This window comes from Lentibacillus kimchii (assembly GCF_055381965.1).
This window is the reverse complement of sequence record NZ_AP043934.1, coordinates 190430-213567: the sequence shown is the minus strand read 5'-3', so window position 1 is coordinate 213567 and position 23138 is coordinate 190430. Positions and strand designations below refer to the sequence as shown.

Here is a 23138-nt window from a genome sequence, read left to right as displayed (position 1 = left end):
AAATAAATTTACCACACATCATATTATACCAGAACCACTCGAATGTCAAGCATTAAAGCTGGGTTTGAGCCGGCTAAATAGCTCGTACTCATAGCCATTTGTCGATTATTTCCCAGGAAATGCTGAATAAACACTAGAATGTGTCGTCATACGTTACTTGCCATAAATAGAGCCCTTGCGGCGGCAGCGTATCGCCCCCGAAGCGGCGGTCTTTTTGTGCCAGCATGTCAGCAATCGAAGACGGTTCCAGCCTCCCTCGGCCACTATCAAGTAATGTGCCGGCAATAATCCGGACCATGTTGTATAAAAAACCGTCACCTCTTACAATAATGACGATTTCGCCGCCGTCCTGCTGACAGGAAACGTCATATAATGTCCGGACCCGTCCACCCTTGATATCTGCCTTAGCTGAAGCAAACGTCGTGAAATCATGGGTCCCTTCCAGGTAATGTCCTGCCTCCTGCATTCTGGTGACATCCAGCTGATGGGGAAAATGGAATAAATAGTTTCGTCTGAACACATCTGGTTCGGTTTCATTAAGAATATAATAGCGGTACTCTTTTTCCACAACATCGAACCGGGCATGAAACGATGCTGGCACCTCGGCTGTTTCAGCGACAAAAATATCCGCTGGCAGCATTGAATTCAGAGCCCGCTTCCACTCAATCGGCGACAGCTGAAACACTGGTTCAAAATGGGCCGTCTGTGCTTTTGCGTGAACACCTCTGTCCGTCCTGCCCGATGGATAGACAGGGATATGAGTCCCCTTGTGAATTTTTGTGAGCGCCTTTTCCAGTTCACCCTGCACTGTGCGAACGTGCGGCTGGGTCTGCAAGCCGGAAAAGTGAGTCCCATCATAGCTGAACACACATTTAATTTTTGCCATACGTTCCTCAGCTCTTTCCTAATAATATCGCGTCATCAAAAGGGCAGCAATCACCAGAATAAACAGCATAAAGATCAGAAAGTCACGCTTGGCCAGCTTCAGCTCACGCAATTTCGTCCGTCCTTCACCACCCTGATAGCCGCGGGCCTCCATAGCCATTGCCAGTTCCTCAGCTCGTTTAAATGCACTGACAAATAAAGGCACAAGCAGCGGTACAACAGCTTTGATACGCTCTTTAACAGGCCCTGTGCGAAAATCAACGCCTCTTGACGCCTGGGCCTTTGAGATTTTGTCCGTTTCCTGCAGAAGTGTCGGAATAAATCTTAAAGAAATCGACATCATCAGCGCCAGCTCATGAACGGGAAACCGGACCTTTTTCAGCGGATTAAGCATGGCCTCAATCGCATCGGTGATTTCAATCGGAGTCGTTGTCAGCGTTAATAACGATGTGACAAGGATAAGCAGGAAAAACCGAATCGATATGGCAAAACCCTGCATGACCCCACCTGAGTAAATCTTAAACCCCAGCAGATCGACCAAAACAGTCCCTTCATTCGTTACAATCAGATGCAGTATAAACGTAAAAACGATCAAAAACCAGACAGGCAGCAGTCCCTTTAAAATAAAGCGAAGGGGAATCCTGGTCGTCAGCATACTTGCCAGCGCAAAGGCAATCAGCACACTGTAACTTGAAACGGAATTAGCTAAAAATACAATGAAAACAAAGAAAAATATAACCGTTATTTTCGTCCGGGGATCCAGTCGATGGACAAGTGATTGACCCGGCACATACTGGCCAATAATTAAAACATTATTCATCGGGGCTGTCCCCCTTCAGGACCCCGCGCATCTCTTCTGCGAGTTCGGCTGCTGATTGCCTCCGGAAAGTGATATTCTGATTAAACCTATCATTAAATGCATTAATGAATTGCACTATTTCCGGCACATCGAGCTGAACGTCATGCAGAGCCTCTTTCTGGGTCAGCACGTCTTCCGGTTTGCCTTCCATATACTTGCCGCCGTTATTTAAAATGATGACATTATCGGCATATTTAACGGCATCTTCCATGCTGTGTGTCACTAAAATGGTCGTCAGGTTCTCCTCCTGATGCAGATCATAAAACATGGCCATCATGTCACGCTGCCCGCGCGGATCCAGACCTGCTGTCGGTTCATCCAGAACAAGCACATCCGGTTTCGTGGCCAGAACACCAGCAATTGCCGCGCGACGCATTTGCCCACCGCTCAAATCAAACGGTGAACGTTCCAGCAGCTCATGCGACAGACCTGTCTCCGCCACCACCTCATCAATGCGTTTATCGATCACATCCGGTGCGACGCCAAAATTCTTCGGCCCAAACGCAATATCTTTTCGGACCGTTTCTTCAAACAACTGGTGCTCCGGATATTGAAAAACAACACCAACATGGCTGCGCAGCGTTTTCATATCCCCCGGCTTGCCATGAGGCGTCAGATGGTAATCCCCCATGACAACTTCGCCTTTGGTTGGACGGACCAGCCCATTTAAATGCTGAATCAATGTTGATTTTCCCGATCCCGTATGACCAATAATGGCGGTGAAGGAGCCGGATGGAATAGCGCAGGAGAAATCAGCGAGAGCCTTATGCGCGAAAGGCGACTTGTCCTGATAAATATAGCTTACATCTTTGAACGTGATATCCATAATTCCTCCAGCAGCTCTTCGTGGTTTAAGGCCTCATGGGTAATGGGCACGCCTGCCTGTTTAAGATTATCGGACAGCGCTGCAACAAAAGGAACATCCAGACCAATGTCGCGCAGTTCCGCTCTCCGGGCGAAAATGTCACGGGGCGCTGCTTCAGCCCAAATCCTGCCCTCATTCATGACAATGACACGTTCTGCCTGCACAACTTCACGAAGATCATGTGTTATGGTGATCAAAGATAAATGGCGCTGTTTCTGAATCTCCGCCACCGTTTGCATAATTTCTGTCCGGCCTTTCGGATCGAGCATCGCCGTTGCCTCATCTAAAATAAGCACTTGCGGAAAAATAGCCAGGACACCAGCGATCGCCACACGCTGTTTTTGACCGCCAGAAAGCTTATCCGGCTCTGTCAGCAAGTAGTCTTTCATGTCCACAGCTGTTAAAACCTCGTCAATCCGCTTGACCATTTCCTGCCTTGGAAGGCCTCGATTCTCCATCCCAAAGGCGACATCATCCTGCACCGTTGTACCGACAAATTGATTATCCGGATTTTGAAACACCATGCCGACATCCCGGCGGATATCCCAGATTGATTCCGGCGTAACCTGGCGGCCATTTATCATGATCTGTCCTTCCTGCGGAAACAGCAAACCATTCATCAGCTTGGCAATCGTGGATTTACCTGAACCATTATGGCCAATGAATGCCATGGCCTCATTTTCATAAATCTCAAATGAGCAATTATTTAATACCCAGGGCTGCCCTTCCGAATACCTGAATGATACATTCCGAAATTCAACCAGTTTATCACGCATCTCAGCTCCCCCTTCTTTTCTCATCTCAGCTCCATAGCTCTGCAGCTCTATTCTCATACGCCAGACACGTCATAAGCCAGACTGTTGTATCGCGTTAAGACAGCACAGTGCGGCGGTTCTTTTATGCAAAAAAAGGGCCTGGATTCACCTCATAAAAGAGATTGTCTCCTGCCCTTATCCATTCGCCTGTATTAAACCAGTTCAATGATTGCCATGTTTGCGCCATCGCCTTTACGCGGTCCCAGTTTAAGAACGCGTGTATAGCCGCCTTGTCTCTCATCATAGCGGCCGGCGACGTCATCAAACAATTTTTGGATAACCTTTTTATCCTCATCTGCCTGCTGATCATACAGGAAAGAAGCTGCCTGGCGACGCGCATGAAGATCACCGCGTTTACCGAGTGTGATCATTTTATCTGCTGTCGATTTCAAATCTTTGGCTTTTGCTTCTGTTGTTTGAATTCGTTCATGAATAATTAAATCCGATGTCAGATTGCGAAGCATTGCCATACGCTTATCGGTTGCACGCCCAAATTTTCTGGCCATGGACTATTCCCTCCCTTTATTGAAAGTCTATCGGCTATTATAGCGTTATTGACGATCAGTCGTCGTCACGCAAACCCAAACCTAAGTCTGCCATTTTCTCCTTGACTTCTTCCAGTGACTTGCGGCCAAGGTTACGCACTTTCATCATATCTTCTTCAGATTTATTAGAAAGCTCCTGTACCGTATTAATGCCGGCACGTTTCAAGCAGTTATAGGACCTGACAGACAAATCAAGTTCTTCAATTGTCATTTCCATAACTTTTTCTTTTTGATCTTCTTCTTTTTCAACCATAATTTCCGTTTTCTGTGCTTCATCCGTCAGGCTGATAAAGATATTCAGATGCTCATTAAACACTTTAGCACCTAAAGAAACGGCTTCCTCGGGACGAATGCTGCCATCTGTGGTTACGTCCATTGTCAGTTTATCATAGTTGCTGACCTGGCCGACACGCGTATTTTCCACTTGATAGCTGACACGTGAAACGGGGGTGAAAATCGAGTCAATTGGGATAACACCGATCGGCTGTTCATCATACTTGTTAGCCTCAGCCGTACGATAGCCGCGCCCATGCTCTGCGGTCAGCATCATATGAAGACTTGCATTGCCATTAATGGTTGCAATAACAAGTTCCGGATTCAAGACTTCAACATCACTGTCAAAAGTCAGATCTGCAGCCGTCACTTGGCCTTCACCCTGCACATCAATCTCCAGTGTTTTCACATCATCGGAGTAAATTTTCAGTGCAAGCTTTTTCAAGTTCAGAATAATCGAGGTTACATCTTCAACAACCCCTTCGATTGTTGAAAACTCATGCTGAACACCATCAATTTGAACGGATGTAACAGCAGAGCCCGGAAGTGAAGATAACAGGATACGACGCAAGGAGTTTCCCAGTGTAGTACCATATCCACGTTCAAGCGGCTCGACAACGAATTTTCCGAATGTCGCATCATCAGTGGTCTCTATCGTTTCTATACCCGGCTTTTCAATTTCGATCATTCTGCCAAAACCCTCCTTTAAAACGTCGAAATCCCGGTTAGACTGCAATCAGTGTCTAACCGAAATTCCCCAAACAGGCAGTTGGTATTTTGCAGTCACTACCACCTCTGGGCTGAAACTGGTTTTCAGATTCATCCATTGGGTGATACAGGTTCTTTACGATCATTGACCATGGCTTAAAAAGCACACGTCATTATCCTATTAAGGATACAATTTCAACCATCATAACCCATTATAGACATAGTGACAAATTTTAAACAACGACACCTTATACACGACGACGTTTAGGCGGGCGGCAGCCATTATGTGGAACTGGCGTTACGTCACGAATAGCGGTAACTTCCAATCCAGCTGCCTGCAGTGAACGAATAGCTGCTTCACGTCCAGCGCCAGGGCCTTTTACAGTCACTTCAAGAGACTTCATACCATTTTCAACGGCATTTTTAGCAGCCGTTTCAGCAGCTGTCTGTGCAGCAAATGGTGTTGATTTACGGGACCCTTTAAAGCCAAGAGCGCCGGAAGAACTCCATCCGATCGAATTTCCCTGCACATCTGTAATCGTAACGATTGTGTTGTTAAATGTGGAACGGATATGCGCAATACCCGTACTCACATTCTTTTTCGCACGGCGTTTACGTGTTGTGTTTTGTTTACGTGCCATATAAATTTCCCTCCTTTATTAGTTTTTTACACGACGCGGCCCTTTAACGGTGCGTGAGTTATTCTTTGTCTTTTGACCTCGCACTGGCAAACTGCGGCGGCGTCTGATACCTCTGTACGATCCGATTTCAATCAGACGCTTGATGTTAAGTGATTGGTCACGGCGCAGATCACCTTCGACGTTATAATTCCCAATGGATTTACGAATGCTGCTCAGCTCGTCTTCAGTCAAATCACGCACACGCGTATCAACAGAGACGCCTGCATCTTCGAGAATATCCCGGGCAGTGCTATCGCCGACACCATAAATATACGTCAAAGAAATAACTGCGCGTTTATCACGCGGAATATCGATACCTGCAATACGTGCCATAAGTGTTTTGCACCTCCTTATTAATTAGCCTTGTCTTTGCTTGTGTTTCGGATTATCACAAATGACCATAACCTGGCCTTTTCGTTTAATAATCTTGCACTTTTCACAGATTGGTTTTACAGATGCTCTGACTTTCATCATCTTACCTCCTTTTACATCGGAGCTCACAAGAGTCTATTTATACCGGTACGTAATTCGCCCTTTTGTTAAATCATACGGCGAAAGCTCAACCGTTACTTTATCACCAGGCAGAATGCGGATGTAATGCATGCGGATTTTGCCGGAAACATGGGCCAATATCTTATGGTCATTTTCCAGCTCCACATTAAACATGGCATTCGGCAGGGTCTCGGTCACAGTACCTTCCACTTCAATAACATCGTCTTTAGCCATCGTGTTGATCTCCCTTCTTCAAATCAGTCACAATTTCACTCCTAAACTTAGTTAAAGCAAACCGCAATTTGCCATTTGTGACACGACCAGTTTCCAGAAGGCTGTTTTGGACTTCCGGGGAAACAAAATCCATTACTTCAACATGGTTCAGGTTTTTCCTTTTCGGCTGATCATATTTACGTTTTTCCCCATCTGCCAGCAAGACATACCGGTCGTCAATTATTTTTAACACAACCGCGTACTGACCTGCTTCACGTCCTTGCAAAATACGAACAACTTGGCCTATTCGCGGAATTGAATCAGCTTCATCCAACAACGATCACCTTCACTTAAGCTATTAATTACTTAACAAAGCGTTATTCGTTAATAGGCGGCAGATCCTGACCTGCGGGCGCCGCTTGATGACCGAAGCGTTCAGGATCGTTATGAACACCTTCTGAACCCATTATACCGTGAACTGGTCCAGAGTGCATCCAATCGATATGCAACCGGGATCCTTTATTGTTTAATCGCTGATTGAATATCCTGAAATACGTGATCAATCATCTGATCACCGTCAACTGTAACAAGATAACCTTTATCATTATAAAAATCAAGTAAAGGCTTTGTTTCTTTCATATTGACATCAATACGGTTTTTGACTGTGTCAGCTTGATCATCTTCACGCTGAATTAGCTCGGAGCCGTCAAGGTCACATAAACCTGCCTGTTCAGGCGGATTATAAATGACATGATACGTCGCTCCGCATACTGGACAAATTCTGCGGCCTGTCAGACGCTCGATCAGCTGATCTTCAGCCACATTGACATGCAGCACTTTATCAAGCGTCCGGCCCATATTTTTCAGAATCGACTCCAGAGCCTCAGCCTGGGCAATGGTTCTTGGAAATCCGTCCAGCAAAAAGCCTTCCCGGCAGTCATCTTTCTTCAGCCTTTCGTCGACGATGCCAATCGTCACATCATCCGGAACAAGTGCACCCTCATCCATATAGGTTTTAGCCTTCCTGCCGAGCTCCGTATCGTCCTTGATCGCGGAACGGAGCATATCGCCTGTTGAAATATGAGGGATGTGATACGCTTCATTAATTTTCTCTGCTTGTGTTCCTTTACCGGCACCCGGCAGTCCCATCAAGATTAAATTCAATCATTTCCCCTCGCTCTCATTGGCAGCACGCTTTATTTAATAAAGCCTTTATAGTGTCGCTTAACCAGCTGGCTTTCCAGTTGTTTCATGGTCTGCAGCGCTACACCTACAACGATCAGCAGACTCGTGCCGCCGATTTGTACCGATTGGGGCACACCTCCAATACTGCCTAAAAGGATAGGCAGAACAGCAACTGCTGCGAGGAAAAGCGATCCCACAAAGGTTAAGCGATACATCACACGTGTCAAATAAGTCTCCGTGTTTTGACCGGGTCTGATGCCCGGAATATAGCCGCCTTGTTTTTGCAGGTTTTCGGCCATTTGTTCAGGGTTAACCTGGACAAACGTATAGAAATACGTAAATGCAATAATCAATGCAACATAAATGACCATCCCAATTGGCTGGGTATAATCAAAGATGTTTTCAATTGTTGCTGCAAATTCATTCCCTTCAAAAAGTCCGGCAATCGTTCGTGGCGCAATAATAAATGCAATCGAAAAAATCACTGGAATAACCCCAGCAGCATTCACTTTTATTGGCAAATGCGTGGAATGACCACCCACAGGTGAGCGATTGACCAGCTTTTTGGCATACTGAATAGGGATCTTGCGCAACGCCTGCTGGATAAAGATGACGCCTACTGTGACAGCAACAATAACCAAAGCGATTAAAGCCACAATGATAATGTTAATGAATAATTCATCACCGGCATCAACAAAGTATTGGGCATATAACTGGTTAACACCATTTGGAATGGCTGCAACAATACCAGAGAAGATGATAATGGATATACCATTTCCGACACCATTTGCTGTTATCTGTTCGCCGAGCCACATTAAAAATGATGTTCCACTTGTCAATACAATAGCAATCAGCAGAAATTTCCATACACTTGGATCACTTATCAGTTTACCGCCAGCCATGGCATTAAACCCGATTGACATGGCAATTGCCTGCACAAATGCCAGTGCAATCGTGCCATACCGGGTTACCTGGGCAATCTTTTTGCGGCCCATTTCACCTTGCTTTTTCCACTCAGTGAACTTAGGAACAACATCCATCTGTAATAACTGCATAATGATCGATGCGGTAATATAGGGCATGATCCCCATAGCAAAGATAGAGAAGTTTTTAAGTGCCCCGCCGCCAAACGTGTTTAGAAATCCGAAAACATTCTGCTGGTTCATAAAGTCGATTGCTTCTTTATTCGTATAAGGAACCGGAATGAACGTACCAAGACGAAAAACAATTAACATTGCCAATGTAAATAAGATTTTCTGTCTGATATCACGTACTCGCATAAAATTGGAGATTGTACGGAACATTAAACCACCTCTGTTTGACCGCCCGCTGCTTCGATGGTTTCTTTCGCTGAAGCTGAGAATTTATGAGCTTTAACAACAAGTTTTTTGTCAACATGCCCATTCCCAAGGACTTTAACACCGGACTTCGGCTTATTGATGACACCTTCTTCTAGTAACAGCTCAGGAGTAATTTCCGTTCCTTCTTCAAAACGATTCAGAGTCCCCAAATTGACAATCGCAAATTCCTTGCGGTTAACATTTGTGAATCCGCGTTTCGGGAGACGCTGAAACAATGGCAACTGTCCACCTTCAAAACCTGGACGGTTGTTACCGCCTGAACGTGCTTTTTGCCCTTTATGGCCTTTGCCGGACGTTTTTCCGGTTCCGGAACCAACGCCCCGACCAACACGCTGTCGTTTATTGCGGCTTCCTTCTGCTGCTTTCAGTTCATGAAGCTTCATTGTGTGCACCTCCTCCTCAACTATATAGTTAGGCCATTTCTTTAACCGTGACGAGATGATCTACTTTATCAATCATACCACGTACAGCTGGCGTATCGTCACGTACAATTGATTGACGAATTTTTTTCAGACCCAGCGATTGAACGGTTTCCCGCTGTTTATCAGTTTGACCAATAACACTGCGCGTGAGGGTGATCTCTAATTGTTTAGACATAATTATTCCCTCCTATCTTAACAGTTCTTCGACAGATTTGCCGCGTAGCCGAGCTACGTCTTCGGCTGTTTGCAGATGAGATAGGCCGTTTAGAGCAGCCCTGATCATATTAATCGGTGTATTGGATCCGAGTGATTTTGTCAGGATATCATGAACACCTGCAAGTTCCAGGATAGGACGAACAGGACCGCCGGAGATAACACCGGTACCTTCTGAAGCAGGTTTCATCAACACATTGCCGCCGCCATATCGACCATTGATCTGATGTGGAATAGTTGTTCCAACGATTGGTACTTCAATCAGATTTTTCTTAGCATCGTCAACTGCTTTATTGATGGATTCCGGTACTTCTTTTGCTTTGCCGGTTCCAAAACCTACGTGTCCATCTTTATCACCAACCACAACCAGTGCAGCAAAACGGAAATTCCGTCCGCCTTTAACAACCTTCGCAACACGGTTGATTGCGACAACACGTTCTTCAAGATCTAATTTGTTTGGATCAATACTCGTATTATTCATCTATGTCCCTCCTTTTACTTCAATTAAAATGCCAGACCAGCTTCACGAGCAGCATTGGCCAATGCTTCAACGCGGCCATGATAGAGGTAACCGCCACGGTCAAATACAACCGCTTGATACCCTTTATCCTGGGCACGTTTTGCAACCAATTCACCGACTTGTTTAGCTGCTTCAACATTACCTGTTGATTCAAGACTTAATCCATTATCTACGGTAGAAGCACTTGCTACTGTATGACCAGTAAAATCATTAATGATTTGTGCATAAATGTGTTTATTTGAACGGTACACGTTCAGACGCGGCCGTTCTTCAGTTCCGAAAACATTCTTGCGAACACGAGCATGCCGTTTTTGGCGTGCTTTATTTCTGTCAGCTTTCGTGATCATCCGGTTCACTCCTTTCTGCTTCCTAGCTCACCTTACTTAGCCGATTTACCCTCTTTAAGGGTTACTAGCTCACCTTCATAACGAAGGCCTTTCCCTTTATAAGGCTCCGGTGGTCTGACCGCGCGGATGTTGGCAGCGACAGCTCCAACCAGTTCCTTGTCAATGCCTTTGATTACAATTCGCGTATTTTGTGGAACCTCAATATCAATGCCTTCAGTTGGCTCCACTTCAATCGGATGTGAATAGCCGGCTGTTACAATCAGTTTATCACCTTGCATTTGTGCACGATAGCCGACACCATTAATCTCCAATGCTTTTTCAAAACCTTTATTGACGCCCTCTACCATATTGGCAATCATGCTGCGGGTTGAACCGTGCAGTGAGCGATGTTCCTTACTGTCATCCGGGCGCTGGACCGTTAGAACATTGTCATTCATAGTGACTGTCATATCAGGATGAACAGTACGAGTCAATTCGCCTTTCGGACCTGATACAGTCACAGTCTTTCCATCTAATTTCACGTCAACACCCTCGGGTATCTCCAAGGGTTTCAGACCGATACGGGACATGTCATACACCTCCAGTCTAACAGATTATATTACCAGGCATAAGCCAGTACTTCGCCGCCAACAGCTTGTGTACGTGCTTCTTTATCAGAAAGAACACCATGTGATGTTGATACAATAGCAATACCCAAGCCGTTCAGAACACGGGGTACTTCATCAGCTTTAGCATAGACGCGCAAGCCTGGCTTGCTGATGCGTTTAATACCGGTGATGACCCGTTCATTATTGTTACTGTATTTTAAGAATATCCGCAGAATACCCTGCTTGTTGTCTTCAATAAATTCATAATCACGCACAAATCCTTCACGTTTCAGGATAGCCGCAATTTCAGTCTTCAATTTAGAGGCTGGAAGCTCTAGCTTTTCATGCCATACCATGTTGGCATTACGAATGCGCGTCAGCATATCTGCAATTGGATCTGTCATAACCATTACTACATTACCTCCTTCCCAAATAGGGGTTTACCAGCTTGCTTTTTTGACACCAGGAATTTGACCTTCGTGAGCGAGTTCACGGAAACAAATACGGCATAACTTAAATTTACGCAAAACACTATGCGGACGGCCACAGCGTTTACAACGGCTGTATTCCTGCACTTTAAACTTTTGCGGTTTCTTTTGTTTCTCGATCAGGGCTTTTCTAGCCATTCTCTTCCCTCCTCGTTTATTGCTGGAAAGGCATACCCAGTTGTGTCAGCAGTTCATGCGCTTCTTCATCGGTATCTGCTGAAGTCACGACCACGATATCCATGCCACGCACTTTGCTTATTTTATCGTAATTAATTTCTGGGAAAATCAGCTGCTCTTTAACACCTAGTGTGTAATTGCCGCGGCCATCGAATCCTTTTTTGGAAACACCGCGGAAGTCACGAACGCGCGGGAGTGATACACCAATCAGTTTTTGCAGAAAATCATACATCCGCTCACCTCTCAATGTCACTTTCGTCCCGATCGGCATTCCCTTACGCAGACGAAATCCGGCAATTGACCTTCTGGCTTTTGTTACGACCGGTTTCTGTCCAGAAATAAGTGCAAGTTCTTCGACAGCATTGTCCAATGCTTTGGAATTTTGCACAGCGTCACCGACACCCATGTTAATAACGATTTTCTCGATGCTTGGTGCCTGCATGACAGAATCATAATTAAATTTATTCATCAAAGATGGCAGAATGTCATCCTGATAGGTTTGCTTCATTTCATTCATCACGAGCGCCCTCCTTTCGACAGCAGTTATTTATCAATTGCTTCTCCGGATTTTTTAGCAATACGGATTTTCTTTCCGTCGCGAATTTCGTTTCCAATACGAGTTGGTTCACCGGATTTCGGGTCGATCAGCATAACATTGGAAACATGTACAGATGCTTCCTGGTTAAGAATGCCGCCCTGTGGATTATCCTGTGAAGGTTGGGCATGTTTTTTAATCATATTGATGCCTTCGACTAAAACACGTTCACTTTTCGGAAACGCTTCGAGAATCGTACCCTCTTTGCCACGGTCTTTACCGGACATTACTTTCACTTTATCGCCTTTTTTTACATGCATGCCTGTCGCACCTCCCTACAAGGCTTTTTTATTGTTCAGTTACAATACTTCTGGAGCCAGGGATACAATTTTCATGAACTTGTTGTCACGCAGTTCACGTGCAACTGGTCCGAAAATACGTGTACCTACTGGACCTTTATCATCACGGACAACAACGGCCGCATTCTCACCAAAGCGAATATAAGATCCGTCTTTACGACGTATACCGGACTGTGTACGAACAATAACAGCCTTTATAATCTCGCTTTTTTTGACAACCCCGCCTGGTGTTGCATTTTTCACCGTGCAGACTACGACATCACCAATGTTGGCAGTTTTACGTCCTGATCCGCCCAAAACTTTAATCGTTTTAACTTCACGCGCACCAGAATTATCAGCAATCTTTAAACTCGTTTCCTGTTGGATCATAAGGTGTGACCTCCCTTCAGATAACTTCCGAATGACTTTAACTTAAATAATAACCGACTCTTCAACGATGCTCACTAAGCGAAAGTGTTTCGTTGCCGAAAGTGGACGGGTTTCCATAATCTTGACGACGTCCCCTTGTTTAGCCTGGTTATTTTCATCATGTGTCTTGAATTTCTTGGAATATCTGACACGTTTGCCATACAACTTATGAAATTCATACGTTTCAACTAAAACTGTAATGGTTTTATCAGCTTTATCCGATACGACACGACCTGTATAGGCTTTACGATTATTTCTCTCAGTCATATTGGATAACCTCCTCTCAGGTTATTAATTAAGGCTTAGTTCCCGTTCACGCACGACCGTTTTCATACGGGCGATTGACTTTTTGACCTCTCGGATTCGTGCTGTGTTCTCTAATTGGCCAGTTGCCAGCTGAAAGCGTAAATTAAACAATTCTTCTTTAAACGATCTGACTTTTTGTTCAATCTCGGCAGTGGTTAATTCGCGAATTTCATTAGCTTTCATTTGATTCACCACCAATTTCCTCGCGTTTTACAAACTTGGTTTGGATTGGCAGCTTATGAGATGCAAGCCGTAACGCTTCGCGTGCTACTTCTTCATCCACACCTGCTATTTCAAACAAGATTTTTCCTGGTTTAACGACTGCTACCCAGCCTTCGGGAGCACCTTTACCGGAGCCCATGCGTACTTCAAGAGGCTTCGACGTATATGGCTTATCAGGAAAGATTTTAATCCAGACTTTACCGCCACGTTTCATATAGCGTGTCATGGCAATACGAGCTGCCTCAATTTGGCGGCTGGAAATCCATGCTGCCTCAGTAGCCTGCAGGCCGTATTCACCAAATGCGACGCTAGTTCCACCTTTTGCTCGGCCTTTCATGCGGCCGCGATGCTCTTTACGATACTTAACACGTTTAGGCATTAACATAATGCATGTCCCCCTTCCTTAATCATCATTTTTTGTTGGAAGGACTTCTCCACGATAGATCCACACTTTGACACCGAGTTTACCATACGTCGTGTCGGCTTCTGCACGACCAAAATCAATGTCAGCACGAAGTGTGTGCAATGGAACAGTTCCTTCGCTGTAAGCTTCCCGACGGGCAATATCCGTACCGCCTAAACGTCCGGCAACTTGCGTTTTAACACCTTTGGCTTCTGAACGCATGATACGCTGAATCGATTGTTTCTGCGCACGGCGGAATGAAATGCGGTTTTCCAGTTGGCGAGCAATATTCTCAGCAACCAATGTGGCATCCAAATCGACTTTTTTGATTTCCACAATGTTGATGTGAACACGTTTACCCGTCAGCTTATTTAATGATTTCCGCAGAGCCTCGACTTCAGAACCGCCTTTACCGATAACCATCCCTGGCTTGCCGGTATGAATCGTGATATTAACACGGTTGGCTGCACGTTCTACATCGATATGTGAAACAGCAGCTGTTTTTAGACGCTTATTCAGGTATTCTCGGATTTCGATATCTTCATGCAATAAGTCTGCATAATCATTGCCGGCGTACCATTTTGATTCCCATTCCTTAATAACGCCAACACGAAGACCGTTAGGATTTATTTTTTGACCCAATGACTATCCCTCCTTCTTTTCTGCTACCACGACAGTTACATGACTGGTGCGTTTATTAATTTGACTTGCCCGTCCCTGCGCTCTTGGACGGAAACGTTTCAACGTAGCTCCTTCATCAACAAATGCTTCCGAAATAACTAAGTTATCCGGCTCCATTTCATAGTTATGTTCAGCATTAGCGATAGCCGAATTCACAACCTTTTCGACAACTGGCGATGCGCCGCGCTGTGTATGACGCAAAATAGCAATCGCTTCTCCAACGTCCTTTCCTCGAATCGAATCGATCACAAGACGCGTTTTACGAGGAGCAATGCGAACAGACTTTGCAACAGCTTTTGCCTTCATTTCGAGTGCCTCCTCCCATTAGCGTTTTGTTTTCCTGTCATCACCTGAATGCCCTTTAAACGTACGGGTAGGGGCAAATTCACCTAATTTATGGCCGACCATATCCTCTGTTACATAAACGGGAACATGTTTCCGTCCATCATAAACAGCAATGTTGTGGCCAACAAAATTAGGGAAAATTGTTGAACGGCGTGACCAGGTTTTAATGACTTGCTTTTTATCGGTCTCATTCAGGCTTTCAACCTTTTTCATCAGATGGTCATCTGCAAATGGTCCTTTTTTCAAGCTGCGAGTCATGAGTAAACCTCCCTTCGCATTAACATATTTTTGCGTTACTCAGGCTATCGCATTACTTTTTGCGTTTACGTTCACGTACAATATACTTGTTCGAAGGCTTACTCCGTTTACGTGTTTTATAACCCATTGTTGGTTGTCCCCAAGGTGATACTGGTGATTTCAGACCAATTGGTGAACGTCCTTCACCACCACCATGCGGGTGATCGCTAGGGTTCATAACAGTACCACGGACAGCTGAACGGCGTCCTGACCAGCGTGTCCGGCCAGCCTTACCTACTTGAATCAGTTCGTGCTGTTCGTTGCCAACTTCGCCAATGGTTGCACGGCATTCAGACAGAATCAGCCGAACCTCTTCGGATGCTAAACGAACAAGTGTATATTTGCCATCACGTCCAAGAACCTGTGCATTAGTACCTGCTGAGCGTACGAGCTGAGCACCATGACCCGGGTTCAATTCAACATTGTGGATGATCGTGCCAACAGGAATGTTCTTCAGCCTTTTAGCATTTCCCATCTTAATATCGGCATCTTCACCTGATCTGATTTCCTGACCTGCTTTCAGGCCTTTTGGAGCCAGAATATAGCGTTTCTCACCATCTGCATAGTTGATAAGAGCTATGTTAGCTGTGCGATTAGGGTCATATTCAATCGTAGCAACGCGGCCAGGTATGCCGTCTTTATCACGTTTAAAGTCAATCAGACGATATTGACGCTTGTGGCCGCCGCCTATATGGCGCATCGTCATTTTACCCTGGTTGTTACGTCCACCGCGTCTGTAAATCGGCCTCAGCAGCGACTTCTCTGGTGAGTCCGTTGTGATTTCTGCAAAGTCGGATGCAGACATACCACGTTTACCATTTGAGGTCGGTTTAAATTTTTTAATCGCCATCTTTATCCCTCCTTTTTATACTTGTTATTCAAACAAATCCAGTTCTTTGCTATCTTCTGAAAGCTGTACGACAGCCTTTTTAATGTCGGGGCGATAACCGCCATAACGTCCCATGCGCTTAAATTTGCCTCTTAAATTGGCTGTGTTCACACGTTTAACTTCAACATCGAATACGAGTTCAACAGCTTCTTTAATTTCCGTTTTATTCGCATTAGGATCAACAACAAACGTATATTTCTTTTCCGCCATTAGATCGGAAGAATGCTCTGTAACGACGGGGCGTCTTATAATATCGCGCGGTTCTTTCATTGTGAAAGCACCTCCCCTGCTTTTTCTGCTGCATCTTTTGTGATGATCAGTTCATCGTACGACAGCAAATCTAAAACATTCACGTCATCTACCGTGATCACATGAGCGTTTGGCAGATTATTTGCTGACCGGACAACATTCGCATCTCTGTCAGCTGTCACAATCAATACCTTGTCATCAACGCTCAAGGCATCAAGCATTTTAACAGCTTCTTTTGTCTTCGGTGCGTCGAATGCAATATCGTCTAAAACAACGACATTATCGTCCTGCACTTTAGAAGACAGAGCAGATCTAAGCGCTAAGCGACGCGCTTTCTTCGGCATCTTGAAACCGTAACTGCGTGGTGTCGGGCCAAACACTGTTCCGCCGCCGACCCATATCGGTGAACGGGTTGAACCGTGGCGTGCACGTCCTGTTCCTTTTTGACGCCATGGCTTGCTTCCTCCGCCGCGTACTTCTGAACGGTTTTTCACATCATGTGTGCCCTGACGCATTGACGAACGCTGCATAACAACAGCTTCATGCATGACGTGTGTATTCGGCTCAATGCCAAATACGGCATCGTTTAATTCAACGTCTCCAGCTTGTGAGCCATCTTGTTTTAATAGTGCTACCTTAGGCATGACATATCCTCCTTTCATCCATAATTATGAATTAGCTTTAACAGCACCCGTTACTTTAACGAATGATTTTTTCGGACCTGGAATGTTTCCTTTGATCAGGATCAGGTTGCGTTCCGAATCGACTCTGACAACTTCAAGGTTTTGGACCGTCGCTTTTCTTCCACCCATTTGGCCGGGCAATTTAGTACCTTTAAACACATGCATGGCTGTCATATCACCCATCGAACCCGAACTTCTGTGAAAGTGCGATCCGTGTGTTTTGGGTCCGCGATTGTAATTAAAACGCTTGATGGTACCCTGGAACCCTTTCCCTTTCGTTGTTCCAGTTACATCGATCAAATCTCCGGTCTGGAACGTATTAACCGTTATCTCCTGACCCACTTCATAGGCATCAGAATCTGCGTTACGGATTTCACGAACGTAGCGCTTAGGGGTCGTGTTTGCTTTTTCAGCATGGCCTTTTTCCGCTTTAGTCGCACGTGATTCTTTTTTCTCAGCAAAACCGAGCTGCGCAGCTTCGTAACCGTCATTCTCAACAGTCCGCTTCTGCAGCACAACATTAGGTTCAGCCTGGATAACCGTTACAGGGGTTAATTCACCCTCATCGGAAAAAAGCTGTGTCATGCCGATTTTGCGTCCTAAGATTCCTTTCGTCATCCGTTACACCTCCTATATTTATCAATCATTATAATTTAATTTCAATGTCAACACCTGATGGCAGGTCAAGACGCATCAGTGAGTCTACCGTCTGTGGTGTTGGGCTGACAATATCGATCAAGCGTTTATGTGTGCGCATTTCAAATTGCTCACGGGAGTCTTTGTCCTTAAATGGGCTGCGCAATACCGTGAAAACCGATTTCTCAGTCGGCAAAGGTATTGGGCCGGACACATTGGCACCCGAACGTTTGGCAGTGTCTACAATCTTTTCGGAAGACTGATCTAAAATGCGATGATCATACGCTTTTAACCGAATTCGAATTTTCTCTTTTGCCATTATTTTCCCTCCTTTGCGCTCAATTTTTAAATGGAGCTGCTCCGTGAAAATTTCTTGATGACACCGCCATGGCAAAGGGGCCGGGTGTATCAACAACCTTCCACTTCATCGCTTTCTGATCAACATTAACATTATACAAAAGTTATGTGACCAATGCAATATTTATAGTATGACTAGTAGATTGCACATTAAATTATTATACAAACAATTTCCCGTGATTGCAAGGGCTGCAGCTGATTTTTTACAGAATAACAGGGATTCACCGGATCTATTCTAAGAGAAAACAGCAAAATCTCTACTCAAGGAAAAACAGGCAGCGTATGGGCTGCCTGTTTCAGATCCGGATCGACTAAATTTTATGAAACAGTTACTGCTGAATTTCTGTTACAACGCCAGAACCAACTGTACGGCCACCTTCACGAATTGAGAAGCGCGTGCCATCTTCAATCGCAATTGGTGAAATCAAATCAACATGCATTTGAACGTTATCACCTGGCATGACCATTTCAACACCCTCAGGGAGCTGAATAACACCCGTTACATCCGTGGTACGAAAGTAGAATTGCGGGCGATAGTTAGCAAAGAATGGTGTATGACGTCCGCCCTCCTCTTTCGAAAGCACATAAACTTCTGCTTTAAACGTTGTATGCGGTGTAATAGAACCTGGTTTCGCAAGAACCTGACCGCGATCAACCTGTTCACGCGAAATTCCGCGCAGCAATGCCCCGATGTTGTCGCCGGCTTCTGCATAATCAAGCAGCTTACGGAACATCTCAACACCAGTAACCGTTGTCTTAGTCGGTTCCTCAGAAAGACCAATGATTTGAACGTCGTCGCCAACTTTAACCGTTCCGCGTTCAACACGGCCAGTCGTTACTGTACCGCGGCCTGTGATGGAGAATACGTCCTCAATAGGCATCATGAATGGTTTATCATGGTCGCGTTCAGGGGTTGGGATATATTGATCGATGGCATCCATCAGTTCATAAATTTTCTGCTGATACTCTTCGTCACCTTCAAGAGCCTTCAAAGCAGATCCTTTAATAACTGGGATATCGTCACCTGGAAAATCATATTCACTCAGGAGATCGCGGACTTCCATTTCAACAAGTTCCAAAAGCTCTTCGTCGTCAACCATATCCACTTTGTTAAGGAAAACAACGATAGCTGGAACGCCAACATTACGTGAAAGCAGGATATGCTCACGTGTCTGAGGCATTGGGCCGTCAGCAGCCGATACTACAAGAATGGCACCATCCATTTGAGCTGCACCGGTGATCATGTTTTTAACATAGTCAGCGTGGCCGGGGCAGTCAACGTGTGCATAGTGACGTGTTTCCGTCTCATACTCAACGTGAGATGTAGCAATTGTAATACCACGCTCTTTTTCTTCTGGTGCATGGTCGATCTGGTCAAAATCCATAGCTTCGACCTCATCGGATTTTTCATGCATTGTTGTTGTGATAGCTGCAGTAAGCGTCGTTTTACCATGGTCGACGTGTCCGATAGTTCCAATATTCACATGGCTTTTGGAGCGGTCAAATTTTTCTTTAGACATATATAGTTCCTCCTTTAATAAATTCACCCTGATTTTCTTTGATTCACAGACTGGGGTAAACAAGTATGCCTGCCCACAGCCTTTACTCAAAGTTATACGTTAGAATACCAAAAAAATCAATTATTCGCCCGTATTTTTCTTAATAATTTCTTCAGAAATGCTCTTTGGCACTTCTTCATAGTGAGAAGAGTGCATGGTGAACGTTCCGCGTCCCTGTGTGTTCGATCTTAGAGATGTCGCATAGCCAAACATTTCTGACAGGGGCACAAAGGCCTTAACCAGCTGTGCCGGACCACGGGGTTCCATGCCATCTACACGACCACGGCGGGCCGTTACATCACCCATGATATCGCCCATATATTCTTCAGGGATAACAATGTCAACTTGCATCATAGGTTCAAGCAGTACCGGCTGGCTTTTGTTTTTGGCTTCTTTCAAAGCCATTGACCCAGCAATTTTAAAGGCCATCTCGTTGGAGTCAACATCGTGATAGCTGCCGTCGAATAATGTTGCCTTAACATCAATCATCGGATAGCCGGCAAGAACACCATTACCCAATGCTTCCTGAATACCTTCATCAACGGATGGAATATATTCACGCGGAATGGTGCCGCCAACAATTTTGTCGACAAATTCATAACCTGCGCCTTCTTCATTAGGTTCGAATTTAACAACAACGTGACCATATTGTCCGCGTCCTCCGGATTGTTTAATAAATTTACCTTCAACCTCGGAAGCTGCCCGGAACGTTTCGCGATAAGCAACCTGTGGTGCACCAACCTGAGCATCAACCTTGAATTCCGCTTTCAGGCGGTTGACGATAACGTCCAAGTGCAACTCGCCCATTCCGGAAATGATCGTCTGGCCTGTTTCATTATCCGTCTCTGTTTTGAATGTCGGATCTTCCTCTGCCAGTTTAGCAAGTGCCATACCCATTTTATCCTGGTCGGATTTTGTCTTAGGCTCAATGGCAACTGAAATAACCGGCTCCGGAAAGTCCATGGATTCAAGAATAACGGGCTCTTTCTCATCACAGAGCGTTTCACCAGTCGATGTATTTTTCAAACCGACGCCGGCAGCAATCTGACCGGCATGGACGGTCTTGATCTCCTGACGGGAATTCGCATGCATTTGCAGAATCCGTCCAATACGCTCCCGCTTGTCTTTAAGCGGATTTCTGACATATGAACCAGCTTCCAGCGTGCCGGAATATACCCGGAAAAATGTCAGCTTACCGACATAAGGGTCTGCCATAACTTTAAACGCAAGTGCGGAAAAAGGAGCACTGTCATCAGCCGGGCGGCTTGTTTCTTCTTCTGTATCCGGAACCATGCCTTCAATCGGCGGTACATCGGTTGGCGACGGCAGGTAGTCAATGACACCATCCAATACGAGCCGAACACCTTTGTTTTTAAAGGCTGAACCGCAATAGACTGGATAAAATTCAACATTCAATGTCGCTCTGCGGATTGCCTGCTTAAGTTCTTCGACAGAAATGTCGTCGCCTTCAAGATATTTCATCATAATATCTTCATCAGCTTCTGCTACAGATTCAATTAATGAAGCATGCAGCTCCTCAGCCTTTTGCTTATAATCTTCAGGGATTTCACCTGGTTCAGCCCGGGTTCCAAGCTCATCTTCATAATGATAAGCTTCCATCGTAACCAGGTCAATAATACCCTCAAAGTTATCCTCTGCACCAATCGGAAGCTGGACAGGGTGCGCGTTAGCACCAAGACGTTCTTTAAGCGTATCGCTTGAATATAAGAAGTCAGCGCCGACTTTGTCCATCTTGTTAACCATAACAATTCGCGGCACACCATATGTGGTTGCCTGGCGCCATACTGTTTCTGTCTGAGGCTCAACGCCGGACTGCGCATCAAGTACTGTCACAGCACCATCGAGCACACGCAGCGAACGCTCAACTTCAACAGTGAAATCCACGTGTCCTGGTGTATCAATAATATTTATACGATGGTTTTTCCATTGAGCAGTGGTTGCAGCAGAAGTGATGGTAATGCCGCGATCCTGTTCCTGCTCCATCCAATCCATTTGGGATGCACCTTCATGGGTTTCACCAATTTTATGGATACGTCCTGTATAGAAAAGAATACGCTCGGTGGTAGTCGTTTTGCCTGCATCAATGTGCGCCATAATACCAATGTTGCGCGTCTTTTCCAAGGAGAAATCTCTGGCCATGTATTCTTCTCCTTTCTCAAGAAAACTTTTATTTGGTTTTGTCTACCAGCGATAGTGTGCGAATGCTTTGTTCGCCTCGGCCATCTTATGCAATTCCTCACGCCGTCTTACAGCTGCTCCAGTATTATTGGAAGCATCCATAATTTCATTAGCGAGACGTTCTTCCATCGTTTTCTCACCACGGAGACGTGCGTAATGAACGATAAAGCGCAAGCCTAAAGCCTGACGCCGTTCAGGGCGCACTTCCACTGGCACCTGGTAGTTTGATCCGCCGACGCGGCGTGCGCGTACTTCCAGAACCGGCATAACGTTTTTCATCGTTTGCTCAAAGACATCCATGGCCTCCTGGCCGCTTCGTTCCTTAACGAGTTCAAACGACTTATAGAGGATTTTTTGTGCTTTCCCCCGTCTGCCGTCAATCATAATCTGATTGATTAAACGCGTTATCAATTTTGAATTGTAAAGTGGATCGGGTAAAACATCACGTTTCGGTACTGGCCCTTTACGTGGCATATGTCCCCCTCCTTTCCCTTAATTTTAGACACGAATTACTTTTTCTCAGCTTTTGGTTTCTTAGTTCCATATTTGGAACGGCCTTTTCTGCGTCCGTCGACACCTGCTGTATCAAGAGCACCGCGCACGATATGATAACGAACACCCGGCAAGTCCTTAACACGGCCACCACGCAACAGAACAACACTGTGCTCCTGCAGATTGTGTCCAATCCCTGGAATATAAGCCGTTACTTCCATATTGTTGGATAAACGAACACGTGCATACTTCCGCAGTGCTGAGTTTGGTTTCTTAGGTGCCAATGTGCCAACACGTGTGCAAACCCCGCGTTTTTGCGGTGAATTTTGCTTTGTAAACCGTTTTTTAAGACTGTTATACCCTCTGTTCAATGCAGGGGAGTCATATTTTTTCGGTTTGTTCACACGCCCTTTTCGCACAAGCTGATTAATTGTAGGCATTGTAAGTTCCTCCTTTCTGATTCGTCAATAGCCAATGACCACCCATCATAACAGGCTATCATAATACCACATATCCAGGTGGTTCATTTTTGCTTAAAAAACAAAGCTTTCGCGACTGCATCGCCAAAACCTTATTGTTTTATCGCCACTGCTGATGCATCAACGTCAATTCCACAAGCTGCGCCAAGTTTCTTTTTTGAGTCAACGCGACGACAGGGTATACCTGACTCACCTGCCAAAAGCGCTGCCTCTCGCGTTAGCTCTTTGTCCGCATCATCAGCAATAAACACTTCACTGATTGTGTCGTGCTTAATGGCTTTAAGTGTTTCCTTCATTCCGATTATTAAATGTGATCGGGATTGGGTTACCTTTTCATAAGACATGCGCATATCCTCCAAAGTAACAAGTATAATCGGAAGCACCCTGGATATATTACCATTCCG

At 45.3% G+C, this 23138-nt stretch carries 39 protein-coding genes; all 39 read right to left on the bottom strand.

What is annotated here, in order from left to right; all coding sequences use genetic code 11:
- Window positions 1-133: 133 nt before the first annotated feature.
- Entirely contained in the window at window positions 134-886 is a 753-nt protein-coding gene (gene truA / locus ACZ444_RS01465) for a tRNA pseudouridine(38-40) synthase TruA (RefSeq protein WP_382358194.1), read from the bottom strand.
- 18 nt (window positions 887-904) lie between these two features.
- Complete coding sequence (locus ACZ444_RS01460) at window positions 905-1705, bottom strand: energy-coupling factor transporter transmembrane component T family protein (RefSeq protein WP_382358193.1); 801 nt, start codon at window positions 1703-1705, stop codon at window positions 905-907.
- The gene (locus tag ACZ444_RS01455; RefSeq protein ID WP_382358192.1) at window positions 1698-2570 is read right to left on the bottom strand and encodes an energy-coupling factor transporter ATPase; all 873 of its coding nucleotides are present in this window, start codon (window positions 2568-2570) and stop codon (window positions 1698-1700) included. The genes ACZ444_RS01460 and ACZ444_RS01455 overlap by 8 nt, the downstream gene beginning before the upstream one ends.
- Entirely contained in the window at window positions 2546-3385 is an 840-nt protein-coding gene (locus ACZ444_RS01450; protein WP_382358191.1) for an energy-coupling factor ABC transporter ATP-binding protein, read from the bottom strand. The genes ACZ444_RS01455 and ACZ444_RS01450 overlap by 25 nt, the downstream gene beginning before the upstream one ends.
- 191 nt (window positions 3386-3576) lie before the next feature.
- A complete protein-coding gene (gene rplQ, locus ACZ444_RS01445) occupies window positions 3577-3930 on the bottom strand; it encodes a 50S ribosomal protein L17 (protein WP_382358190.1) in 354 nt (117 codons plus the stop codon).
- 55 nt (window positions 3931-3985) lie between these two features.
- Window positions 3986-4930, bottom strand: a complete 945-nt coding sequence (locus ACZ444_RS01440; RefSeq protein ID WP_382358189.1) for a DNA-directed RNA polymerase subunit alpha — start codon at window positions 4928-4930, stop codon at window positions 3986-3988.
- A gap of 268 nt (window positions 4931-5198) precedes the next feature.
- Window positions 5199-5591 carry a 30S ribosomal protein S11 gene (gene rpsK, locus ACZ444_RS01435; RefSeq protein ID WP_382358188.1) on the bottom strand — a complete coding sequence of 131 codons (393 nt, stop codon included), beginning with the start codon at window positions 5589-5591 and terminating at the stop codon, window positions 5199-5201.
- A gap of 18 nt (window positions 5592-5609) precedes the next feature.
- Window positions 5610-5963: a 30S ribosomal protein S13 gene (gene rpsM, locus ACZ444_RS01430; RefSeq protein WP_382358187.1), complete on the bottom strand. Its 354-nt coding sequence runs from the start codon at window positions 5961-5963 to the stop codon at window positions 5610-5612.
- Between the two features lie 24 nt (window positions 5964-5987).
- Window positions 5988-6101 (bottom strand): 50S ribosomal protein L36, encoded by a 114-nt coding sequence (rpmJ, locus tag ACZ444_RS01425; protein ID WP_382358186.1) that lies wholly within the window; start codon window positions 6099-6101, stop codon window positions 5988-5990.
- A 36-nt stretch (window positions 6102-6137) separates the two neighbouring features.
- Window positions 6138-6356, bottom strand: coding sequence for a translation initiation factor IF-1 (gene infA / locus ACZ444_RS01420; protein ID WP_382358185.1), 219 nt, complete (start codon window positions 6354-6356; stop codon window positions 6138-6140).
- On the bottom strand, window positions 6349-6669 hold the full coding sequence (locus tag ACZ444_RS01415) for a KOW motif-containing protein (RefSeq protein WP_382358184.1): 321 nt from the start codon (window positions 6667-6669) through the stop codon (window positions 6349-6351). The genes infA and ACZ444_RS01415 overlap by 8 nt, the downstream gene beginning before the upstream one ends.
- Window positions 6670-6854: 185 nt before the next feature.
- On the bottom strand, window positions 6855-7499 hold the full coding sequence (locus ACZ444_RS01410) for an adenylate kinase (RefSeq protein WP_382358183.1): 645 nt from the start codon (window positions 7497-7499) through the stop codon (window positions 6855-6857).
- Window positions 7500-7531: 32 nt separating this feature from the next.
- Window positions 7532-8824 carry a preprotein translocase subunit SecY gene (gene secY / locus ACZ444_RS01405; RefSeq protein ID WP_382358182.1) on the bottom strand — a complete coding sequence of 431 codons (1293 nt, stop codon included), beginning with the start codon at window positions 8822-8824 and terminating at the stop codon, window positions 7532-7534.
- The gene (rplO, locus tag ACZ444_RS01400; RefSeq protein WP_382358181.1) at window positions 8824-9264 is read right to left on the bottom strand and encodes a 50S ribosomal protein L15; all 441 of its coding nucleotides are present in this window, start codon (window positions 9262-9264) and stop codon (window positions 8824-8826) included. Before rplO ends, secY begins: the two co-directional genes overlap by 1 nt.
- A 28-nt stretch (window positions 9265-9292) precedes the next feature.
- Window positions 9293-9478 carry a 50S ribosomal protein L30 gene (gene rpmD / locus ACZ444_RS01395; protein ID WP_382358180.1) on the bottom strand — a complete coding sequence of 62 codons (186 nt, stop codon included), beginning with the start codon at window positions 9476-9478 and terminating at the stop codon, window positions 9293-9295.
- A 12-nt stretch (window positions 9479-9490) separates the two neighbouring features.
- Window positions 9491-9997 carry a 30S ribosomal protein S5 gene (gene rpsE / locus ACZ444_RS01390; protein ID WP_382358179.1) on the bottom strand — a complete coding sequence of 169 codons (507 nt, stop codon included), beginning with the start codon at window positions 9995-9997 and terminating at the stop codon, window positions 9491-9493.
- A 23-nt stretch (window positions 9998-10020) separates the two neighbouring features.
- Entirely contained in the window at window positions 10021-10383 is a 363-nt protein-coding gene (gene rplR, locus ACZ444_RS01385) for a 50S ribosomal protein L18 (RefSeq protein ID WP_382358178.1), read from the bottom strand.
- A gap of 32 nt (window positions 10384-10415) precedes the next feature.
- Window positions 10416-10952 carry a 50S ribosomal protein L6 gene (gene rplF, locus ACZ444_RS01380; RefSeq protein WP_382358177.1) on the bottom strand — a complete coding sequence of 179 codons (537 nt, stop codon included), beginning with the start codon at window positions 10950-10952 and terminating at the stop codon, window positions 10416-10418.
- Window positions 10953-10981: 29 nt separating this feature from the next.
- Window positions 10982-11380, bottom strand: coding sequence for a 30S ribosomal protein S8 (gene rpsH, locus ACZ444_RS01375; protein WP_382358176.1), 399 nt, complete (start codon window positions 11378-11380; stop codon window positions 10982-10984).
- A gap of 30 nt (window positions 11381-11410) precedes the next feature.
- On the bottom strand, window positions 11411-11596 hold the full coding sequence (locus ACZ444_RS01370; protein WP_382358175.1) for a type Z 30S ribosomal protein S14: 186 nt from the start codon (window positions 11594-11596) through the stop codon (window positions 11411-11413).
- Window positions 11597-11612: 16 nt separating this feature from the next.
- Entirely contained in the window at window positions 11613-12152 is a 540-nt protein-coding gene (rplE, locus tag ACZ444_RS01365; protein WP_382358174.1) for a 50S ribosomal protein L5, read from the bottom strand.
- A gap of 26 nt (window positions 12153-12178) precedes the next feature.
- On the bottom strand, window positions 12179-12490 hold the full coding sequence (rplX, locus tag ACZ444_RS01360; protein WP_382358173.1) for a 50S ribosomal protein L24: 312 nt from the start codon (window positions 12488-12490) through the stop codon (window positions 12179-12181).
- 39 nt (window positions 12491-12529) lie between these two features.
- Window positions 12530-12898, bottom strand: coding sequence for a 50S ribosomal protein L14 (gene rplN, locus ACZ444_RS01355; RefSeq protein ID WP_382358172.1), 369 nt, complete (start codon window positions 12896-12898; stop codon window positions 12530-12532).
- A gap of 42 nt (window positions 12899-12940) precedes the next feature.
- The gene (gene rpsQ, locus ACZ444_RS01350; RefSeq protein ID WP_382358171.1) at window positions 12941-13204 is read right to left on the bottom strand and encodes a 30S ribosomal protein S17; all 264 of its coding nucleotides are present in this window, start codon (window positions 13202-13204) and stop codon (window positions 12941-12943) included.
- Between the two features lie 24 nt (window positions 13205-13228).
- Entirely contained in the window at window positions 13229-13426 is a 198-nt protein-coding gene (gene rpmC / locus ACZ444_RS01345; protein ID WP_382358170.1) for a 50S ribosomal protein L29, read from the bottom strand.
- A complete protein-coding gene (rplP, locus tag ACZ444_RS01340) occupies window positions 13416-13850 on the bottom strand; it encodes a 50S ribosomal protein L16 (protein WP_382358169.1) in 435 nt (144 codons plus the stop codon). Before rplP ends, rpmC begins: the two co-directional genes overlap by 11 nt.
- Window positions 13851-13868: 18 nt before the next feature.
- Window positions 13869-14510 carry a 30S ribosomal protein S3 gene (gene rpsC, locus ACZ444_RS01335; protein ID WP_382358168.1) on the bottom strand — a complete coding sequence of 214 codons (642 nt, stop codon included), beginning with the start codon at window positions 14508-14510 and terminating at the stop codon, window positions 13869-13871.
- Between the two features lie 3 nt (window positions 14511-14513).
- Entirely contained in the window at window positions 14514-14855 is a 342-nt protein-coding gene (gene rplV / locus ACZ444_RS01330; protein ID WP_382358167.1) for a 50S ribosomal protein L22, read from the bottom strand.
- Window positions 14856-14873: 18 nt separating this feature from the next.
- A complete protein-coding gene (rpsS, locus tag ACZ444_RS01325) occupies window positions 14874-15152 on the bottom strand; it encodes a 30S ribosomal protein S19 (protein WP_382358166.1) in 279 nt (92 codons plus the stop codon).
- Between the two features lie 52 nt (window positions 15153-15204).
- Window positions 15205-16041: a 50S ribosomal protein L2 gene (gene rplB, locus ACZ444_RS01320; RefSeq protein ID WP_382358165.1), complete on the bottom strand. Its 837-nt coding sequence runs from the start codon at window positions 16039-16041 to the stop codon at window positions 15205-15207.
- A gap of 24 nt (window positions 16042-16065) precedes the next feature.
- Complete coding sequence (gene rplW / locus ACZ444_RS01315; RefSeq protein WP_382358164.1) at window positions 16066-16350, bottom strand: 50S ribosomal protein L23; 285 nt, start codon at window positions 16348-16350, stop codon at window positions 16066-16068.
- Complete coding sequence (gene rplD, locus ACZ444_RS01310) at window positions 16347-16973, bottom strand: 50S ribosomal protein L4 (protein ID WP_382358163.1); 627 nt, start codon at window positions 16971-16973, stop codon at window positions 16347-16349. Before rplD ends, rplW begins: the two co-directional genes overlap by 4 nt.
- Window positions 16974-16997: 24 nt before the next feature.
- Entirely contained in the window at window positions 16998-17630 is a 633-nt protein-coding gene (gene rplC, locus ACZ444_RS01305) for a 50S ribosomal protein L3 (protein WP_382358162.1), read from the bottom strand.
- Between the two features lie 28 nt (window positions 17631-17658).
- Window positions 17659-17967, bottom strand: coding sequence for a 30S ribosomal protein S10 (gene rpsJ, locus ACZ444_RS01300; protein ID WP_382358161.1), 309 nt, complete (start codon window positions 17965-17967; stop codon window positions 17659-17661).
- 367 nt (window positions 17968-18334) lie between these two features.
- Entirely contained in the window at window positions 18335-19525 is a 1191-nt protein-coding gene (tuf, locus tag ACZ444_RS01295) for an elongation factor Tu (RefSeq protein ID WP_382358160.1), read from the bottom strand.
- A gap of 120 nt (window positions 19526-19645) precedes the next feature.
- Window positions 19646-21724 carry an elongation factor G gene (gene fusA / locus ACZ444_RS01290; RefSeq protein ID WP_382358159.1) on the bottom strand — a complete coding sequence of 693 codons (2079 nt, stop codon included), beginning with the start codon at window positions 21722-21724 and terminating at the stop codon, window positions 19646-19648.
- A gap of 42 nt (window positions 21725-21766) precedes the next feature.
- Complete coding sequence (gene rpsG / locus ACZ444_RS01285; protein ID WP_382358158.1) at window positions 21767-22237, bottom strand: 30S ribosomal protein S7; 471 nt, start codon at window positions 22235-22237, stop codon at window positions 21767-21769.
- A gap of 35 nt (window positions 22238-22272) precedes the next feature.
- Window positions 22273-22695, bottom strand: coding sequence for a 30S ribosomal protein S12 (gene rpsL / locus ACZ444_RS01280; protein WP_382358157.1), 423 nt, complete (start codon window positions 22693-22695; stop codon window positions 22273-22275).
- Between the two features lie 131 nt (window positions 22696-22826).
- Window positions 22827-23078, bottom strand: a complete 252-nt coding sequence (locus tag ACZ444_RS01275) for a ribosomal L7Ae/L30e/S12e/Gadd45 family protein (protein WP_382358156.1) — start codon at window positions 23076-23078, stop codon at window positions 22827-22829.
- Window positions 23079-23138: the final 60 nt, after the last annotated feature.

Bases quoted from the DNA above. Each gene is read 5' to 3' on its own strand.
- truA (WP_382358194.1), bottom strand. From the start codon at position 886: ATGGCAAAAATTAAATGTGTGTTCAGCTATGATGGGACTCACTTTTCC.
- ACZ444_RS01460 (WP_382358193.1), bottom strand. From the start codon at position 1,705: ATGAATAATGTTTTAATTATTGGCCAGTATGTGCCGGGTCAATCACTT.
- ACZ444_RS01455 (WP_382358192.1), bottom strand. From the start codon at position 2,570: ATGGATATCACGTTCAAAGATGTAAGCTATATTTATCAGGACAAGTCG.
- ACZ444_RS01450 (WP_382358191.1), bottom strand. From the start codon at position 3,385: ATGCGTGATAAACTGGTTGAATTTCGGAATGTATCATTCAGGTATTCG.
- rplQ (WP_382358190.1), bottom strand. From the start codon at position 3,930: ATGGCCAGAAAATTTGGGCGTGCAACCGATAAGCGTATGGCAATGCTT.
- ACZ444_RS01440 (WP_382358189.1), bottom strand. From the start codon at position 4,930: ATGATCGAAATTGAAAAGCCGGGTATAGAAACGATAGAGACCACTGAT.
- rpsK (WP_382358188.1), bottom strand. From the start codon at position 5,591: ATGGCACGTAAACAAAACACAACACGTAAACGCCGTGCGAAAAAGAAT.
- rpsM (WP_382358187.1), bottom strand. From the start codon at position 5,963: ATGGCACGTATTGCAGGTATCGATATTCCGCGTGATAAACGCGCAGTT.
- rpmJ (WP_382358186.1), bottom strand. From the start codon at position 6,101: ATGAAAGTCAGAGCATCTGTAAAACCAATCTGTGAAAAGTGCAAGATT.
- infA (WP_382358185.1), bottom strand. From the start codon at position 6,356: ATGGCTAAAGACGATGTTATTGAAGTGGAAGGTACTGTGACCGAGACC.
- secY (WP_382358182.1), bottom strand. From the start codon at position 8,824: ATGTTCCGTACAATCTCCAATTTTATGCGAGTACGTGATATCAGACAG.
- rplO (WP_382358181.1), bottom strand. From the start codon at position 9,264: ATGAAGCTTCATGAACTGAAAGCAGCAGAAGGAAGCCGCAATAAACGA.
- rpmD (WP_382358180.1), bottom strand. From the start codon at position 9,478: ATGTCTAAACAATTAGAGATCACCCTCACGCGCAGTGTTATTGGTCAA.
- rpsE (WP_382358179.1), bottom strand. From the start codon at position 9,997: ATGAATAATACGAGTATTGATCCAAACAAATTAGATCTTGAAGAACGT.
- rplR (WP_382358178.1), bottom strand. From the start codon at position 10,383: ATGATCACGAAAGCTGACAGAAATAAAGCACGCCAAAAACGGCATGCT.
- rplF (WP_382358177.1), bottom strand. From the start codon at position 10,952: ATGTCCCGTATCGGTCTGAAACCCTTGGAGATACCCGAGGGTGTTGAC.
- rpsH (WP_382358176.1), bottom strand. From the start codon at position 11,380: ATGGTTATGACAGATCCAATTGCAGATATGCTGACGCGCATTCGTAAT.
- ACZ444_RS01370 (WP_382358175.1), bottom strand. From the start codon at position 11,596: ATGGCTAGAAAAGCCCTGATCGAGAAACAAAAGAAACCGCAAAAGTTT.
- rplE (WP_382358174.1), bottom strand. From the start codon at position 12,152: ATGAATGAAATGAAGCAAACCTATCAGGATGACATTCTGCCATCTTTG.
- rplX (WP_382358173.1), bottom strand. From the start codon at position 12,490: ATGCATGTAAAAAAAGGCGATAAAGTGAAAGTAATGTCCGGTAAAGAC.
- rplN (WP_382358172.1), bottom strand. From the start codon at position 12,898: ATGATCCAACAGGAAACGAGTTTAAAGATTGCTGATAATTCTGGTGCG.
- rpsQ (WP_382358171.1), bottom strand. From the start codon at position 13,204: ATGACTGAGAGAAATAATCGTAAAGCCTATACAGGTCGTGTCGTATCG.
- rpmC (WP_382358170.1), bottom strand. From the start codon at position 13,426: ATGAAAGCTAATGAAATTCGCGAATTAACCACTGCCGAGATTGAACAA.
- rplP (WP_382358169.1), bottom strand. From the start codon at position 13,850: ATGTTAATGCCTAAACGTGTTAAGTATCGTAAAGAGCATCGCGGCCGC.
- rplV (WP_382358167.1), bottom strand. From the start codon at position 14,855: ATGAAGGCAAAAGCTGTTGCAAAGTCTGTTCGCATTGCTCCTCGTAAA.
- rpsS (WP_382358166.1), bottom strand. From the start codon at position 15,152: ATGACTCGCAGCTTGAAAAAAGGACCATTTGCAGATGACCATCTGATG.
- rplB (WP_382358165.1), bottom strand. From the start codon at position 16,041: ATGGCGATTAAAAAATTTAAACCGACCTCAAATGGTAAACGTGGTATG.
- rplW (WP_382358164.1), bottom strand. From the start codon at position 16,350: ATGAAAGAACCGCGCGATATTATAAGACGCCCCGTCGTTACAGAGCAT.
- rplD (WP_382358163.1), bottom strand. From the start codon at position 16,973: ATGCCTAAGGTAGCACTATTAAAACAAGATGGCTCACAAGCTGGAGAC.
- rplC (WP_382358162.1), bottom strand. From the start codon at position 17,630: ATGACGAAAGGAATCTTAGGACGCAAAATCGGCATGACACAGCTTTTT.
- rpsJ (WP_382358161.1), bottom strand. From the start codon at position 17,967: ATGGCAAAAGAGAAAATTCGAATTCGGTTAAAAGCGTATGATCATCGC.
- tuf (WP_382358160.1), bottom strand. From the start codon at position 19,525: ATGTCTAAAGAAAAATTTGACCGCTCCAAAAGCCATGTGAATATTGGA.
- fusA (WP_382358159.1), bottom strand. From the start codon at position 21,724: ATGGCCAGAGATTTCTCCTTGGAAAAGACGCGCAACATTGGTATTATG.
- rpsG (WP_382358158.1), bottom strand. From the start codon at position 22,237: ATGCCACGTAAAGGGCCAGTACCGAAACGTGATGTTTTACCCGATCCA.
- rpsL (WP_382358157.1), bottom strand. From the start codon at position 22,695: ATGCCTACAATTAATCAGCTTGTGCGAAAAGGGCGTGTGAACAAACCG.
- ACZ444_RS01275 (WP_382358156.1), bottom strand. From the start codon at position 23,078: ATGTCTTATGAAAAGGTAACCCAATCCCGATCACATTTAATAATCGGA.